The sequence below is a fragment of the Arthrobacter pigmenti genome, assembly GCF_011927905.1.
In the GTDB taxonomy this organism is placed as follows: Bacteria; Actinomycetota; Actinomycetes; order Actinomycetales; family Micrococcaceae; genus Arthrobacter_D; species Arthrobacter_D pigmenti.
In genome coordinates, this window is record NZ_JAATJL010000001.1 from 2442267 (window position 1) to 2457965 (window position 15699).

At 62.8% G+C, this 15699-nt stretch carries 14 protein-coding genes and 1 tRNA gene; 4 read left to right on the forward strand and 11 right to left on the reverse strand.

Annotated features, from left to right (window positions below; all coding sequences use genetic code 11):
• Nucleotides 1-71: 71 nt before the first annotated feature.
• A complete protein-coding gene (gene rpoB / locus BJ994_RS11315) occupies nt 72-3581 on the reverse strand; it encodes a DNA-directed RNA polymerase subunit beta (protein ID WP_167994197.1) in 3510 nt (1169 codons plus the stop codon).
• A gap of 356 nt (nt 3582-3937) precedes the next feature.
• Between rpoB and BJ994_RS11320 the strand changes: the two genes are divergently transcribed.
• Nucleotides 3938-5140: an acetyl-CoA C-acetyltransferase gene (locus BJ994_RS11320; protein WP_167994199.1), complete on the forward strand. Its 1203-nt coding sequence runs from the start codon at nt 3938-3940 to the stop codon at nt 5138-5140.
• A gap of 67 nt (nt 5141-5207) precedes the next feature.
• On the opposite strand, the gene rplL is transcribed toward BJ994_RS11320, so the two are convergent.
• The 8 genes from rplL to BJ994_RS11360 all read right to left on the reverse strand — a co-directional run bounded on the left by rplL (nt 5208) and on the right by BJ994_RS11360 (nt 10430).
• Nucleotides 5208-5588: a 50S ribosomal protein L7/L12 gene (gene rplL / locus BJ994_RS11325; protein ID WP_167994201.1), complete on the reverse strand. Its 381-nt coding sequence runs from the start codon at nt 5586-5588 to the stop codon at nt 5208-5210.
• Between the two features lie 59 nt (nt 5589-5647).
• Entirely contained in the window at nt 5648-6247 is a 600-nt protein-coding gene (gene rplJ / locus BJ994_RS11330) for a 50S ribosomal protein L10 (protein ID WP_167994203.1), read from the reverse strand.
• A gap of 310 nt (nt 6248-6557) precedes the next feature.
• A complete protein-coding gene (locus BJ994_RS11335) occupies nt 6558-7649 on the reverse strand; it encodes a GNAT family N-acetyltransferase (protein ID WP_167994205.1) in 1092 nt (363 codons plus the stop codon).
• 109 nt (nt 7650-7758) lie between these two features.
• Nucleotides 7759-8466: a 50S ribosomal protein L1 gene (rplA, locus tag BJ994_RS11340; RefSeq protein WP_167994207.1), complete on the reverse strand. Its 708-nt coding sequence runs from the start codon at nt 8464-8466 to the stop codon at nt 7759-7761.
• Nucleotides 8467-8575: 109 nt separating this feature from the next.
• Nucleotides 8576-9004 (reverse strand): 50S ribosomal protein L11, encoded by a 429-nt coding sequence (gene rplK / locus BJ994_RS11345; protein ID WP_167994209.1) that lies wholly within the window; start codon nt 9002-9004, stop codon nt 8576-8578.
• Between the two features lie 120 nt (nt 9005-9124).
• Nucleotides 9125-9931, reverse strand: coding sequence for a transcription termination/antitermination protein NusG (nusG, locus tag BJ994_RS11350; protein WP_167994211.1), 807 nt, complete (start codon nt 9929-9931; stop codon nt 9125-9127).
• 59 nt (nt 9932-9990) lie between these two features.
• The gene (gene secE, locus BJ994_RS11355) at nt 9991-10251 is read right to left on the reverse strand and encodes a preprotein translocase subunit SecE (protein WP_342450359.1); all 261 of its coding nucleotides are present in this window, start codon (nt 10249-10251) and stop codon (nt 9991-9993) included.
• A 106-nt stretch (nt 10252-10357) separates the two neighbouring features.
• A tRNA-Trp gene (locus tag BJ994_RS11360) sits at nt 10358-10430 on the reverse strand.
• A 242-nt stretch (nt 10431-10672) separates the two neighbouring features.
• Here BJ994_RS11360 and BJ994_RS11365 point away from each other — a divergent pair.
• Nucleotides 10673-11905, forward strand: coding sequence for a pyridoxal phosphate-dependent aminotransferase (locus tag BJ994_RS11365; RefSeq protein WP_167994215.1), 1233 nt, complete (start codon nt 10673-10675; stop codon nt 11903-11905).
• 117 nt (nt 11906-12022) lie between these two features.
• Here the strand turns inward: BJ994_RS11365 and BJ994_RS11370 are convergent, their stop codons facing one another.
• Complete coding sequence (locus tag BJ994_RS11370) at nt 12023-12673, reverse strand: LuxR C-terminal-related transcriptional regulator (protein WP_167994217.1); 651 nt, start codon at nt 12671-12673, stop codon at nt 12023-12025.
• Nucleotides 12666-13910 (reverse strand): ATP-binding protein, encoded by a 1245-nt coding sequence (locus tag BJ994_RS11375; RefSeq protein WP_167994219.1) that lies wholly within the window; start codon nt 13908-13910, stop codon nt 12666-12668. Before BJ994_RS11375 ends, BJ994_RS11370 begins: the two co-directional genes overlap by 8 nt.
• A gap of 134 nt (nt 13911-14044) precedes the next feature.
• Here BJ994_RS11375 and BJ994_RS11380 point away from each other — a divergent pair, with 134 nt between their 5' ends.
• Both BJ994_RS11380 and BJ994_RS11385 read left to right on the forward strand, forming a co-directional pair.
• The gene (locus tag BJ994_RS11380) at nt 14045-15430 is read left to right on the forward strand and encodes a PspC domain-containing protein (RefSeq protein WP_167994221.1); all 1386 of its coding nucleotides are present in this window, start codon (nt 14045-14047) and stop codon (nt 15428-15430) included.
• Nucleotides 15427-15687 carry a hypothetical protein gene (locus BJ994_RS11385; protein WP_167994223.1) on the forward strand — a complete coding sequence of 87 codons (261 nt, stop codon included), beginning with the start codon at nt 15427-15429 and terminating at the stop codon, nt 15685-15687. Before BJ994_RS11380 ends, BJ994_RS11385 begins: the two co-directional genes overlap by 4 nt.
• Nucleotides 15688-15699 lie beyond the last annotated feature (12 nt).

The following is a 15699-nucleotide window of genomic DNA, read 5'->3' on the forward strand; positions in this document are numbered from 1 at the left end:
GGGCGGCCTCCGAAATATTAAAGCCGCCTTTCCTCCAGGCATCGGCCCGGAACTAAGTCCGATACGTCGCCTTACACTTCCTCGACAGAACTCGGCTCGGCCCGTGAGAGGTCGATGCCCAGCTCTTCCGCGGCCCGGAAGACTTCTTCATCCGAGTCACGCATCTCAATGGTGGTGCCGTCGGTGGAAAGGACTTCCACGTTCAGGCACAGCGACTGCATTTCCTTGATCAGAACCTTGAAGGACTCCGGAACGCCGGGCTCCGGGATGTTCTCACCCTTGACGATGGCCTCGTACACCTTGACGCGTCCGTGGATGTCGTCCGACTTGATGGTCAGGAGTTCCTGCAGCGTGTACGCCGCGCCGTAGGCCTCGAGAGCCCAAACTTCCATCTCACCGAAGCGCTGGCCACCGAACTGTGCCTTACCACCCAGTGGCTGCTGCGTGATCATCGAGTACGGGCCGGTGGACCGGGCGTGGATCTTGTCGTCCACCAGGTGGTGGAGCTTCAGGATGTACATGTAGCCCACCGAGATGGGGTCCGGGAAAGGTTCGCCGGAACGGCCGTCGAACAACCGTGCCTTGCCGGACTCGCCGATCAGTCGCTCGCCGTCACGGGTGACGTTGGTCGAGTTGAGCAGGCCGACAATTTCGTCCTCGGTGGCGCCGTCAAAGACGGGGGTTGCGACGGTGGTCGAAGCTACCTCGCGCGGCAGGTTCGGAAGGTTCTTGAGCCACTCGGGCTCGCCTTCAATCTTCCAGCCCTGTTTGGCGGCCCAGCCAAGGTGGATCTCCAATACCTGTCCGACGTTCATACGGCCAGGAACACCCAACGGGTTCAGGACGATGTCGACGGGGGTGCCGTCCTCAAGGAACGGCATGTCCTCGACGGGCAGGATCTTGGAGATGACGCCCTTGTTGCCGTGCCGGCCGGCGAGCTTGTCGCCGTCGGTGATCTTGCGCTTCTGCGCGACGTAGACCCGCACGAGCTGGTTGACGCCAGGGGGCAGTTCGTCGTCGTTGTCGCGATCGAAGATACGCACGCCGATGACCGTACCGGACTCACCGTGGGGCACCTTGAGCGAGGTGTCGCGGACTTCGCGGCTCTTCTCACCGAAGATGGCGCGCAGCAGGCGCTCCTCCGGGGTCAACTCCGTTTCACCCTTCGGTGTGACGCGGCCAACCAGGATGTCGCCTGCCTCGACCTCGGCACCGATGTGGATGATGCCGCGCTCGTCGAGCGCGCCGAGGACCTCTTCGGAGACATTCGGGATATCACGCGTGATTTCCTCGGCACCCAGCTTGGTGTCGCGGGCATCAACCTCGTGCTCCTCGATGTGGATGGAGGTCAGGACATCGTCGGAGACGATGCGCTGCGAGAGGATGATCGCATCTTCGAAGTTGTGGCCTTCCCAGGACATGAAAGCAACGAGCATGTTCTTGCCGAGAGCCAGTTCACCCTGATCGGTGGACGGGCCGTCGGCGATGATGCCGTTGTACTCCACGCGGTCGCCCTCTGCGACCAGCACCCGCTGGTTGTACGCATTGCCCTGGTTGGAGCGTGCGAACTTCATGATCGGGTAGTTGGTCTCGGTGCCGTCGTCGTTCAGGACGGCAACAAGATCAGCCGATACTTCGGTGACAACGCCCGGCTTGTTGGCTGTCACGGCGTCGCCGGCGTCAACAGCGGCGTTACGCTCCATGCCGGTTCCCACGAGAGGACGCTCGGAACGCAGCAGCGGCACAGCCTGACGCTGCATGTTCGCACCCATGAGCGCGCGGTTGGCGTCGTCGTGCTCAAGGAACGGGATCATCGCGGTTGCTACCGAAACCATCTGGCGCGGGGAGACGTCCATGTACTCAACGTCGGTTGCGGCAACGAGAACGGGCTCACCGGAACCACCACGGGTACGGACGAGGACCATGTCCTCTTCGAACTTGCTGTTCGAATCGAGCGGAGCGTTTGCCTGGGCAATGAGGCGCTCCACCTCGTCATCCGCCGTCAGGTAATCGATCTGGTCCGTCACAACACCGTTTTCGACCTTGCGGTACGGGGTTTCGATGAAACCGAAGGTGTTGATCCGGCCGTAGGACGCCAGCGAACCGATCAGGCCGATGTTCGGGCCTTCCGGGGTTTCGATGGGGCACATACGTCCGTAGTGCGAGGGGTGGACGTCACGGACCTCCATGCCGGCGCGGTCGCGGGACAAACCACCCGGGCCCAGTGCCGACAGGCGACGCTTGTGCGTCAGGCCGGCGAGCGGGTTGTTCTGGTCCATGAACTGCGACAACTGGGAAGTCCCGAAGAACTCCTTGATCGCTGCCACAACCGGACGGATGTTGATCAGGGTCTGCGGCGTGATCGCCTCGACATCCTGCGTGGTCATGCGCTCGCGGACAACGCGCTCCATGCGGGACAGGCCAGTACGGACCTGGTTCTCGATGAGCTCGCCGACGGCGCGGATGCGGCGGTTGCCGAAGTGATCAATGTCATCGACCTCGACACGGAGCTCCACCTCTTCGCCGTCGCGCTTACCGGCCAGCGTTTTCTCACCAGCGTGTAGGGCAACCAGGAACTTGATCATCGCGACGATGTCGTCGATGTTCAGGACTGAGGCGTCCGGATCACCGAGGTTCTTGTCAATGCCGAGCTTACGGTTGATCTTGTAGCGGCCGACCTTCGCGAGATCATAGCGCTTGGAGTTGAAGTAAAGGTTGTCCAGCAGGGTCTTGGCAGCCTCAACCGTGGGCGGCTCTCCCGGACGCAGCTTCCGGTAGATGTCCAGCAAGGCATCTTCCTGGGTCTCCGTAGCATCCTTTTCAAGGGTTGCGCGGATGGAGTCGTACTCGCCGAACGTCTCCAGGATCTGGCCCTCGGTCCAGCCGAGCGCCTTCAGGAGGACGGTAACCGACTGCTTGCGCTTGCGGTCCAGGCGAACGCCGACCTGATCGCGCTTGTCGATCTCCAGCTCAAACCATGCACCGCGCGAGGGGATGATCTTCGCGCTGAAGATGTCCTTGTCGCTGGTCTTGTCCGCAGCACGCTCAAAGTAGGCGCCGGGTGAACGGACCAGCTGCGAGACGACGACACGCTCGGTGCCGTTGATGACGAACGTACCCTTCTCGGTCATCAGCGGGAAGTCGCCCATGAACACGGTCTGCTGCTTGATTTCGCCCGTGTTGTTGTTCATGAACTCGGCCTTGACGTACAGCGGTGCGGCGTACGTGGCGTCGCGGTCCTTGCACTCAGCCATGGTGTACTTCGGATCCGCGAACTCAGGTTCGGAGAAACTCAGGGACATGGTGCCCTGGAAGTCTTCGATCGGTGAGATCTCTTCAAAGATGTCAGCAAGGCCGGAGGTGGTGGCTACGCCGGGGAGGTTCTGCTCCAGCGCCTCCTTGACGCGCGCCTTCCAGCGCTCGTTACCGACCAGCCAGTCAAAGCTGTCCGTCTGGAGGGCTAGAAGATTGGGAACATCCAGCGGTTCGTGAATCTTTGCGAATGAAAGCCGGGGTGCGGCGCCGTCGGCGTCGACCTGGCTGGTAGCGGTTGCATTATTTGAGGTGCTCGGGGCGACCAAGAGGGATCCTTCCACAGACCAACAGGCGTGTTCTTACGATCACTCCCCGCACCGTTCGGTGCCAACCTGACGCCCGCAACCAATGGACGGAAGATCTCGATCGTCGAGAAATCCGTTAAATGGCAAATGCGAGGCAAAGCCCACCGCTATATGAAGGCTGAGGTTATGAGGGAAGACGCAAATATCAACTGTACGGCACAGCTAGCGACAATGTCCAACCCGATGTGGTATATGCGAACGCCGGCCATCGGTCCCCCGTTAAACGATTTCAGTGAATGACCATTAGCTGAGTTGGCCCTGGCGCCGGTAGCCTTGTGGATAGCGGCATTTCAATGACGAAAGTGAGCAGTAATCCCATGAATACCCTCGAACAGAATCCGCAGGACGTCGTCATCGTAGGCGGCGCCCGCACACCGCAAGGCCGCCTCAACGGGCAGCTCGCGTCCTTCAGCGCCGTGGAGCTCGGTGCTTTCGCTGTCTCGGGCGCGCTTGATCGGGCAGGCGTCTCGACCGACGATGTCGACGCCGTCATTATGGGCCACGTGGTCCAGGCCGGCTGTGGCCAGAATCCGGCACGCCAGACTTCCATCAAGGCCGGGATCGGCTGGGATGTCCCCACGGTCACGGTCAACAAGGTCTGCCTCTCCGGCCTGACTGCGGTGATCGATGCCGCGCGTCTCATCCGAAGCGGCGAGGCGACCGTGGTGGTTGCGGGCGGACAGGAGTCGATGACCCGCGGGCCGCACCTGCTTCCCGGTGCACGCCAGGGCTGGACCTACGGAACTATGCCCGCGGTGGACTCTGTGGCGCATGATGGCCTGACCGATGCTTTCGACGCCGAATCGATGGGATCCTCGACCGAACGGGGCAACACGAGCCTCAAGATCGACCGCACCGCGCAGGACACAGTTGCGGCTTCGTCGCACCAGCGCGCAGCTGCAGCCATGGAGTCTGGCGTGTTCGACGACGAGATTGTGCCCGTGCGCGTGCCACAACGGAAGGGCGAGGATCTTGTCGTGAACCAGGACGAGGGTGTCCGCCCGAACACCACCGTTGACACCCTTGCGGGACTCCGGCCGGCATTCTCGAAAGACGGGTCCATCACGGCCGGAAACTCCTCCCCGCTGTCCGACGGCGCCGCCGCACTCGTTCTGACCACCCGCGCCAATGCCGCGGAACGCGGACTGAGCGTGCTCGCCGTCGTCGGCCGGCCGGGCCAGGTAGCCGGGCCGGACAATTCGCTGCACTCCCAGCCGTCCCGCGCGATTGCGCAGGCGCTGGAGCGCGCTGGCTGGTCGACAGGGGATCTGGACTTCATCGAGATCAATGAGGCGTTCGGATCCGTGGCGTGCCAGTCCCTGAAGGAGCTGGACCTCCCGCTTGAGAAGTGCAATATCCACGGTGGGGCGATCGCCCTCGGCCACCCCATCGGCGCCTCGGGTGCCCGACTTGCGCTCCACGCAGCGACGGAACTGAACCGGCGCGGAACCGGTAAGGCGGCCGTTTCGCTGTGCGGTGGCGGCGGCCAGGGCGAAGCCCTTCTGCTGTACCGCGACTGATTGATCCAAGACACAAAGCAGCCCCGGAACCGTCGGTTCCGGGGCTGCTTTGTGAAGTTCGAGGAACTTACTTGAGGGTGACGGTAGCACCGGCTGCCTCAAGGGCCTCCTTGGCCTTTTCTGCCGTCTCCTTGTTTGCGCCTTCGAGGACAGCCTTCGGTGCGCCGTCAACCAGGTCCTTGGCTTCCTTGAGGCCGAGGGAGGTCAGGGCACGTACTTCCTTGATGACTGCGATCTTCTTGTCGCCGGCAGCTTCGAGGACGACGTCGAAGGAGTCCTTCTCTTCCTCGGCAGCTTCGCCAGCGCCGCCACCGGCGGGGCCCGCAACAGCAACAGCAGCAGCGGTGACGTCAAAGGTCTCTTCGAACAGCTTTACGAAGTCCGAGAGCTCGATGATGGACAGTTCCTTGAAAGCTTCGATGAGCTCTTCGTTGGTGAGCTTCGCCATGGCTAAGCATCCTTCCTGAAATGGTGCACACGGCACCGGGAGATTGGTGGGTGAGAGACTTACTTCTCTTCGGGGGCAGCTGCGTCTTCCGCAGCCTCGGCAGGCGCCGCATCCGCTGCTGCGGGTGCTTCCTCTGCCGCGGGAGCAACGGCTGCTGCCGCAGGTGCAGCGTCCCCGTTCTCCTCCAACTTGATGCGCAGCGCATCGACGGTGCGGGCAAGCATTGACATGGGTGCCTTGAGGACACCTGCAACACGGGCCAGCTGGAACTCACGTGACTCAAGAGCAGCAAGAGCGGTAACCGCCGAAGCGTCGAGGGCCTTGCCCTCGAAGTAACCGGTCTTGATGACGAGCTGTGGGTTGGTCTTCGCGAAATCCGTCAGGCTCTTTGCCGCAGCAACGGCGTCACCCTTGATGAAGGCGATTGCGGTAGGTCCGGCAAGCTGGCCATCGAACGCGTCGATACCGGCTTCCTTGGCCGCAATGCCAGTCAGGGTGTTCTTGACGACAGCGTATTTGGTGTCCGCGCCGAGCGAGCGACGCAGTTCCTTGAGCTGTGCAACGGAGAGCCCACGGTATTCGGTTAGGACAGCGGCGGCGGATTCCTTGAAATCAGTGGTGATCTCATCCACGGCCGAAACCTTTGTTGGCGTTGCCATAACCCTCCTTCCGGGGAATTGGTGCCGGTGTACGGTTCCAATAAAAAACGCCCCGCGCAGATGCACGGGGCTTTCCACCGGCAGGGCGTAAACCCTGAGGAAGTGAGCTTCGTTCACCTGCGCTGGCCGCCCTTGATAGGGACCTTTCAGACGCTCACTTCCACACACAGCGAACTGCGCTTCTTGCGGAGGTGATCATCGACCGACGGTCTTTGGTTCTTCAAGCTTACGGGAGCGGGAGCTACCCGCCAAATCACTGTCCCGAACGGAACGACGACGACGGCACTGCGCGTGCGCCGTCGTTCGCCGTTCAGAGCTCGAGGGATTTCTGCCAGGCAGCGGTATAGCCGACCGGCTTGAAACCCAACTCGATATTGACGCCAAGCATGTGACTGTTCTCCTCGGCGTTCCAGGTATAGATGCGTTTCGCCTCGGGCCACGCGTGGGCAACAGCAAGTAGATTGGCTGCCTTGAGCCACATTCCGAGCCGATGACCGCGATACCGGGTCAGCACGAGCGTGTCTTCCTGGTACACCGTGTCAGGTTTCTCGGCCCGCCGCTCAAGGATGGTGTGTCCGACCAGTTCGTTGCTCGGCCTGTGAAGGACGGCGCGCACCAGACTACTGCCCCCTTCCCTGGCCAGGCGGTCCTCGCCCTCACGTACACGCGCTCCGTCCCAGATCTCTTCCTCCCATTTCAACTCTCCCATCGGCACGTCAGTGCTCATGGTCTGGCGCAGCAGGGCGTACTGCTCAAGGAGGTGCTCCGGGCAGCGATCCATCCAGTCCACGACGGTGTAATCCCCTCCCGCCGTCTGCGCGGCGTCAGCGGCCAACTCCTCGAGCTCCGGGTTGACCCCAACCACCAGGACGCTGCAGCGGTCAACCTGTGCCAGACCGAAGCCCCAGTGTCCAGCAAACCGGGCGGGAAGACTTGAGGCAGGGAATGCCCCCGCACCTGTGGCCGGAACGAGCACATCGACGCCGCTGTCGAATCCAGCCGAGTGGTCAGTCCAACCCATGACAGTCGAGCGGCGATGCAGCTTTGCGTGCTCCTCCACTGCCGAGTAGAGCCGTGAACCCACCCCCCTGCGCCGCGCATCCGGGTGAACGAGCACGAACGCGTAGCACGTCTGCAAATTATCGGCTAACGGAACGTCGACAACAGCCTTACCGACTACCCGATCCTCCTCGAACGCAAGGAAGGTTGCCCGCTCCTCGTATTCGTTGGGCTGGGCGCTCTCGAAGCGGGTTTCCGCCGTGTGACTGTGATCATCATTGCCCCAAATCTCGCGTTCAATGAGGTTACTGAGGTCAGAGGCAGCAATGAACGGCCGCGCTTCGGGAGCCTGGAGAGACTTCGGAAGCTCATAGCGCCGGATGCTGACGGAGGTAGTGGTCATAGCATCATGATGGTGCACTGATTGGGAACTGTCAATCGGTGCACCATCGGCGGTAAAACAAAGGGCGGATGCAGCCGAAGCTGCACCCGCCCTTTGGGATATCCGCGAATTACGCGTCCACCAGTACCTTGGTGACGTTGGGGTCAACCGGGATGCTCGGTCCGAAGGTGGTGCTCACGGTCGCCTTCTGGATGTACCGTCCCTTCGAAGCCGACGGCTTCAGACGAAGCACTTCCTCCAGCGCGATGGCGTAGTTCTCAGCCAGCTTGACGGCGTCGAAGGACACCTTGCCGATGATGAAGTGCAGGTTGGAGTGCTTGTCGACACGGAAGTCGATCTTTCCACCCTTGATGTCGTTGACAGCCTTGGTGACATCCGGGGTTACCGTGCCGGTCTTCGGGTTCGGCATCAGGTTACGGGGGCCAAGAACCTTGCCGAGGCGGCCGACCTTGCCCATGAGGTCGGGAGTAGCAACGGCGGCGTCGAAATCGACCCAGCCACCGGCTACCTTTTCGATCATGTCATCGGAGCCGACGAAATCGGCGCCGGCAGCAATTGCCGCTTCAGCCTTGTCACCGGTTGCGAACACGAGGACGCGCTTTGTCTTGCCGGTGCCGTGCGGCAGGTTGACGGTGCCGCGCACCATCTGGTCTGCCTTGCGGGGGTCAACGCCGAGACGGAAAGCCACCTCAACCGTTGCATCGAACGACGAAGGGTTGGTGTCCTTCGCCAGTTTTACTGCCTCGACCGGCGCGTACTGCTTGTTCGCGTCAATCTTGGCGGCAGCTGCCTCATATGCTTTGCTGCGCTTTGCCATCTGCTCTTTCTCCTTATGCAGTTGCGGTCTGCGGACCGCGCTCGGCCCTGCCACAAACATCCGGGCCGGTGAGGCACGGTGTTTTCTTGATGATTGGTGTTGTCAACCGTTAGTCGACGGTGATGCCCATGGAGCGGGCGGTGCCTGCGATGATCTTGGCTGCAGCCTGAACATCGTTGGCGTTGAGGTCTTCCATCTTCATGGTGGCGATTTCCTCAACCTGAGCCTTGGTCAGCTTGGCGACCTTGACGGTGTGCGGCGTAGCCGAACCCTTCTGGACGCCCGCAGCCTTCTTGATCAGCTCTGCGGCCGGCGGAGTCTTGGTGATGAAGGTGAACGAGCGGTCCTCGTACACCGTGATTTCGACGGGAATAACATTCCCGCGCTGAGATTCCGTGGCGGCGTTGTACGCCTTGCAGAACTCCATGATGTTGACACCGTGCTGACCAAGTGCAGGACCGATCGGAGGAGCCGGATTGGCGGCGCCTGCCTGGATCTGCAGCTTGATGAGGCCGGTGACCTTCTTCTTGGGGGCCATGAAAGGGTCCTTTTCTTACATTCGTTCCACGTGACAGGAGCGTCCCGTGGATTGTTGACCACCATGGCGTGGCGGCCGGCCGTCCCTGCCGGGTCAAAGCGAACCCGACGAGGACGAAGCTTACTGAATCTTGGTGACCTGATTGAAGGAGAGGGTCACCGGCGTCTCGCGTTCGAAGATCGATACGAGGACAACCAACTGCTGGGACTCGGGCTTGATCTCCGAAATGGTTGCCGGCAGAGTCTCGAACGGACCCTCGTTGACCGTCACGGACTCGCCAACCTCGAAGTTGACCAGGGTCGGAGTTGCCTGGGCCCGAGCCGGCTTGCCGGCCTCCGCCCCAGTCTTCACGATGGTGTGCTCCAGCATGGAGAACACCTCATTGAGGCTCAACGGGACAGGGTCATGTGCGTTTCCAACAAAACCGGTGACGCCCGGCGTGTGGCGCACCGCACCCCACGATTCGTCAGTGAGATCCATGCGGACAAGCACATACCCCGGAATCCGGACCCGGTTCACGATCTTGCGCGTGGTGTTCTTGATCTCCACCACTTCTTCCATCGGTACCTGGATTTCGAAGATGTAATCCTCCATGTCCAGGGTCTGGATACGGGTCTCCAGGTTGGCCTTCACGCGGTTCTCATAACCTGCGTAGGAGTGGATCACATACCAGTCGCCATCCTGCCGACGCAGCTTCGCCTTGAAATCAGCAACAGGGTCAACTTCAGGTTCAGCAGCTTCGGGCTCAGCAGCGTCAGATTCAGCGGCGTCAGATTCAGCGGCTTCGGGCTCAGCGGCGTCGTCGTTGTCTTCGGGCGCAACAGCATCGGCAGGTGCGTCCTGTGCACCTGCCGTGGTTACCTCATCCTCGGTACCCAGATCTTCCTCGTCGGTTGTGATCTGTCGGTCGAGTTCTTGCTCGGACACCTAGCTGCCTGCTTTCTGGATTGCTGTGCTTGCTCGATACTGCCCCTTGGAGGCAGAAACTAGCCTTCGCCGCCAAAGAGCCACACTGCGCCGGATCCGAACAGGTAGTCCAGACCGGTCACGATGAGCATCATGATGATCACGAACACCAGGACGGTTATGGTGAACCGCACCAGCTCTTTGCGTGTGGGTACAACCACCTTGCGCAGTTCGGCAATGATCTGCCTGACAAAAAGGATGATCCGGCCGAAGAACCCGCGCTTGGGTTCCTGCTTCTCGGAGGGGCTTCCCTTGGAGCTGCTCGCAGCCGTATCGGTCACCTTCAACCTCATCAATCTTGTTAGGTATCTGAGCCGGCCGCACTGACCAAAGACTCACTGAGCGTTCAACGCCGCACTGCCGCATGCCATCCATGACGGTGATGCGCAGGGCAGACAGGACTCGAACCTGCAACCTGCGGTTTTGGAGACCGCTGCGCTACCAATTGCGCCACTACCCTTTGGAGTGATTCCCGCCGCTACCTGTGCCCGTAATGCAGGCACAGAACAGCATGGCGATTTCAACACCGAGGAATTAGTCTACGCAATCTGGAACGCAACGTCGAACCGGACGGGATCCGGCTCAGGGATCCAACCGTGTCCCGGTCAACGCAGGGGATACGGCGGTGCGTCATGACGGGCGTTCACTCCATCTGAAGCCCTAAGCTGGAGGGGAATTCATCCTCCGACCGACGGGAAGACCATGACTGCCGCCGACGCCCTGACCCAGCATGCCGCCGGGCGTGTGTCCCAGCGAATCGCCTCGATCGCTGAGTCCGCCACGCTCGCCGTCGACGCGAAAGCCAAAGCGCTGAAAGCCGCAGGGCGGCCCGTCATCGGTTTCGGCGCCGGAGAGCCCGACTTCCCGACGCCGGACTACATCGTTGAGGCGGCTATAGAGGCTGCCAGGCAGCCTCGGTTCCACCGCTACTCCCCCGCAGGCGGCCTCCCCGAACTCCGCCAGGCAATCGCGGAGAAGACCCTGCGCGACTCCGGCTACCAGGTTGACCCGTCCCAGGTACTCGTGACAAACGGCGGCAAGCAGGCCGTGTATGAGTCCTTTGCCACGCTCCTGGATCCAGGAGACGAGGTTCTTGTCCCCACGCCGTATTGGACCACCTATCCCGAGGCCATCCGCCTGGCCGGCGGCGTCCCTGTTGAAGTGTTCGCCGGCCCCGAGCAGTCCTACCTCGTCACGGTCGAACAGCTCGAAGCAGCCCGGACGCCCCGCACCAAAGTCCTCCTGTTTGTCTCCCCCTCGAACCCGACGGGCTCCGTATACCCACCGGAACAGGTTCGTGAGATCGGCGACTGGGCAGCGGAAAACGGCCTTTGGGTCATCACCGACGAGATCTACGAGCACCTCACGTACGACGACGTTCCCTTCACCTCGATCGCCACTGCGGCGCCGTCGCTCGGCGACCGTGTGGTCATCCTGAATGGCGTGGCCAAGACCTACGCAATGACCGGCTGGCGGGTGGGCTGGATGATCGGCCCCCAGGATGTCGTGAAGGCGGCAACGAACCTGCAGTCCCACGCTACTTCCAACGTCGCGAATGTGTCGCAGATGGCTGCGTTGGCGGCTGTTTCCGGGCCGTTGACCGCAGTGGATGAGATGAAGAAGTCCTTCGACCGCCGTCGTCGTGCCATGATTTCCGGCCTTAACGAGATCGACGGCGTTGAGTGCCCGGTGCCGCATGGTGCGTTCTATGCGTATGCGGACGTGAGGAACCTGTTGGGACGCGAGCTTGCCGGGGCCCGGCCGTTGACTTCGGCCGAGCTTGCGGCGCTGATCCTCGACACCGTAGAGGTTGCTGTCGTGCCGGGTGAGGCGTTCGGTCCCAGCGGCTTCCTCCGCCTCTCCTACGCGCTCGGCGACGCGGATCTTGCTGAGGGCGTGGGCCGGCTTCAGCAGTTCCTCGGCACCGCTCGCTGACTCCGGACGCGCCGACGGACATCGCGGGCCCTGCCCGCTCCGCGATGCCCACCACACCGGGGCATCGCGATGGCCGTCAGCGCGCAAGCTCCGGTAGCGGTGACTCTCGCGAGGGATTTACAACAGCCGCCTTTCGGCAGCCCATCGGGTGAGCTCGTGGCGTGAGGACAGCTGGAGCTTCCGGAGCACCGCTGAGACGTGCGTTTCAACAGTCTTGATCGAGATGAACAGCTCCTTGGCAACCTCCTTGTAGCTGTATCCGCGCGCGATCAACCGCATCACTTCGAGTTCGCGTGCCGAGAGGCGGTCCAGTTCACTGTCGACGGCGGCGACCGCCGCAGTGCCGAAGGCATCCAGCACGAAGCCCGCGAGGCGCGGAGAAAAGACGGCGTCCCCCGAAGCGACCCGCAGGACGGCATCCGAGATGTCCGCTCCGGAGATGGTCTTCGTAACGTATCCACGGGCGCCGGCGCGGATTACCGTAACCACATCCTCGGCCGAATCTGAGACGCTGAGGGCCAGGAACCGTGTGGAATCCCGGACGTCGCCGCAGCCGGCGATCACCTCCGCGCCGCCGCCGCCCTTGCCGCCCGGCAGATGGACATCCAGCAGGACCACCTGCGGCCGGTGTTGAGTTATCACCGTGACCGCATCCTCGACCGTCGCGGCCTCGGCAACCACATGCACCCGTCCGTCGAGGTCCGCCTTGAGGCCCGACCGGAAAATGGCGTGGTCATCGACGACGACGACGGTCACCGGCTCACTCATGTGTCCCACCTGCTTCGGCTTCCGGCATGGTCAATTGCACTTCCGTTCCTGCCTCTGAACTGCGGATCCCTGCAGTCCCGCCGTGCCGTTGCATCCTGTTGATGACGGATTCACGTATTCCCAGCCGGTCAGAGGGTACGGCATCCAGATCGAAGCCGTTCCCGCGGTCCCGCACGAACACCTGCGATACACCCCCGCTCGCCTCGAAGTAGACGGAGATGGCGCCGCCTGCGTGCTTGGCTGCGTTGACCATCGCCTCCCGCGCGGCCTGGACCAGCGCTTCCTGCCGCATGGACATCGGCATGTCACCAACGGAAACGACGTCGACGGGGTGCCCGTAGGCTTCCTCGACTTCCGCCGCGGCCGCCTTGATGCTGTCCGCAAGATTCCCGGTTCGCCGTGCGGCGTCCGCATAGAGCCAACGCCTCAACTCCCGTTCCTGTGCCCGCGCCAACCGCACGACATCCTGCTCCGACCCGGCCCGGTTCTGGATAAGGGCGAGGGTCTGCAGCACCGAATCGTGCAGGTGAGCGGCGATCTCGGCACGTTCAGTTTCGCGGATACGCCCTGCCCTCTCAGCCTCCAGATCCTTCCAGAACTTCACTGCCCACGGAGCCAGCACCAGACCCACGCCGCCGAGTACCGCACCGGCCGCCAGCAGCACAGGCCAGGAAAACTGCCATGAAAGGGAACCGGAGACGAGGATCAGCACGCCCACCATGACGAGGACCAGACCGGCCGCCAGCCGGGCGAGGCCGTCCGCCCGTGTGGCTCCCGCGTGGTCCATGAGCTTGGCCCGACGGGCTTCATCAATCTGCGACCAGGCGAGCACCGCGCCCAGCGCCACCGCACCGACCGGCAGCAGCCAACCCCATTGGATGTTCACACCGAGTTGCTGGGCAACAAAGGCGGCGGCCACCACCAGAAGCCCGACGCCGATAATCACCTCCCGGCGCCCCGGCGAACGAATGACCCCGGTCGCCTCGGGCACGGGGCCGGCGAGCGCGGGCGCACCCAACCGCAGCCCGGCCGGCTGCGCCACACCCCGCCGTCGTTCCTCAGTTGTCGGAACAAGGAGCCATAGCCAGCCATAAAGAACCAGACCCGCTCCCCCCACCAGCGCGAGCGCAACCATGCCGATACGAGCAGCACGCAGGGACACCCCTAGATGGGCGGCCAGGCCTGCGCAGACACCGGCGATCACGGCGTCGTCGGAGCGGATCAGCGCAGGTCTCATGCATCAATCGAAACATAGTTAAAAGGGGTCAGGGCCGTGCGTAACCGTAAGTCAGGGGAATCCGGGTGCCGCTCAGGGGAGGTTCAGGGTGAGCCCCGATGGTCCGTCCCGGTTCCGGGCAGCAGGATGAAGGTATGAACTCGCATCAGGACCCTCCTTCGACGCCGGAAGAACCAGCAGACCGATCGGCTGCGTCCGGTGAATCACCTTCCACTGAACCTACGCCCACAGCGCCCAACCGTCCGTCCGGAGCAGGGGGCTTCTTCGGCTGGCTTCGGAGCCTGAACCTGGTTCGCGGCCAGGACCGCTGGATTGGAGGCGTGGCAAGCGGGATCGCTGCACGCACCGGGCTGGACCCCATCCTGGTACGCGGGCTCTTCGTTGTACTCGCGATTTTCGGCGGCATCGGGCTGCTCGCATACGGTCTGGCCTGGGCGCTCCTGCCGGAACCAGACGGACGGATCCACGCTGAATCAGCAGCCCGTGGCAGTTGGACATCGGGAATGACGGGAGCCATGGTGGTTTCGATCCTGGGGCTGTGGCGGCCGAACGTGCCCTTCTTCGGCAGCACAGGCGGATTCGGCGGCTTCCTTTGGAGCCTGTTCTGGATCGGCGTAGCTGTCTTCATCGTTTACTGGATTTCCAACTCGGCCAACCGGAAGAAGGCAGACGCCGGCGCCCCGGCCGATGCAGGCACACCCGTTCCGGCGGATGGACACACCGCGCACACTATGCCGCTCACCGTGGAGACGCCGCGGGACCAGACGGCACAATACGCGCCGCACACCTTCCATCCCCGGCCGTCCATCCCACCCGTGATCAAGCCGCAGAAGGCGCCGAAGCCGGTAGTGCCGGGGCCCAGCGGGGCCGACGTCGCCGTCTTCCTTGGTGGAGCCGTACTTCTCGCCGGCCTGGTCCTCGCCCTCGACTACCTCGGGCTGTTGTCACTGGGCGGTGACCGCTTCACCGTTGCGGTGGCGACGGGCTCGGTGGTTATCGGGCTCGGTGTGGTCCTGATGGGGATGCGCGGACAAACCTCCGGGGTACTCGGATTCCTCGCGGCGGTGGGCCTCATAGCGAGCATCGTCTCCGCTGCCGTGCCGTCGACCGGCAACTGGGTGCTCGCAACGCAAGGCCAGTGGTCCACTACCAGCGCCGATCCGGCCGAAGAGGGATACACCATTGTGGCGGGCCAGGGCCGGCTGGACCTGACGGACCTCGCCGACATTACCGAGGACGTCGTTATCCCGGTCAACGCTGCCGCGGGGAACGTGGGCATCCTGGTGCCCGAGGACGTTCCCGTGGATGTCCGGTCCATGGTGGCGCTGAGCTCCACTGAGCTCGTAACCGCGTCCGACACCACCACCCTCGGCGGAATCTGGCAGCCGGGCACCCTTCATCTCAATGAGGGCGCCGAAGGCCCCCGCATCATCCTGGATGTCCGCGGAGTGGTCAGCCACGTCACGGTTGCCACAACAGAAGCAGCACTCGAAGACACCGAAAGCGGGCAGGAACGATGAGCTCCATCCACACCACCAACCACGACGACGGCGCCACCCGGGTACGCCCCGGAACCATCATCTGGGGTGTGGTCACGATAGTGATCGGTGCCCTGATCCTTGCCGGCGCACTGACGGACATCATGCTGGACCCTGTTCTGGTGGTGATGGCACTGCTGATCGGCACTGGGCTCTCCCTCGTGGTCGGCGGCGTACTGTCGATGACCCGCCGCGAGAGGAAAGTGGACCGCGCGCGGCGACTGCCGCCGTCGTCGTAGGTCCTATCTTTA

Bases quoted from the DNA above. Each gene is read 5' to 3' on its own strand.
- rplA (WP_167994207.1), bottom strand. From the start codon at position 8,466: ATGGCAAAGCGCAGCAAAGCATATGAGGCAGCTGCCGCCAAGATTGAC.
- BJ994_RS11380 (WP_167994221.1), top strand. From the start codon at position 14,045: ATGAACTCGCATCAGGACCCTCCTTCGACGCCGGAAGAACCAGCAGAC.
- rplJ (WP_167994203.1), bottom strand. From the start codon at position 6,247: ATGGCAACGCCAACAAAGGTTTCGGCCGTGGATGAGATCACCACTGAT.
- rplK (WP_167994209.1), bottom strand. From the start codon at position 9,004: ATGGCCCCCAAGAAGAAGGTCACCGGCCTCATCAAGCTGCAGATCCAG.
- BJ994_RS11375 (WP_167994219.1), bottom strand. From the start codon at position 13,910: ATGAGACCTGCGCTGATCCGCTCCGACGACGCCGTGATCGCCGGTGTC.
- BJ994_RS11385 (WP_167994223.1), top strand. From the start codon at position 15,427: ATGAGCTCCATCCACACCACCAACCACGACGACGGCGCCACCCGGGTA.
- BJ994_RS11320 (WP_167994199.1), top strand. From the start codon at position 3,938: ATGAATACCCTCGAACAGAATCCGCAGGACGTCGTCATCGTAGGCGGC.
- rplL (WP_167994201.1), bottom strand. From the start codon at position 5,588: ATGGCGAAGCTCACCAACGAAGAGCTCATCGAAGCTTTCAAGGAACTG.
- BJ994_RS11365 (WP_167994215.1), top strand. From the start codon at position 10,673: ATGACTGCCGCCGACGCCCTGACCCAGCATGCCGCCGGGCGTGTGTCC.
- BJ994_RS11370 (WP_167994217.1), bottom strand. From the start codon at position 12,673: ATGAGTGAGCCGGTGACCGTCGTCGTCGTCGATGACCACGCCATTTTC.
- BJ994_RS11335 (WP_167994205.1), bottom strand. From the start codon at position 7,649: ATGACCACTACCTCCGTCAGCATCCGGCGCTATGAGCTTCCGAAGTCT.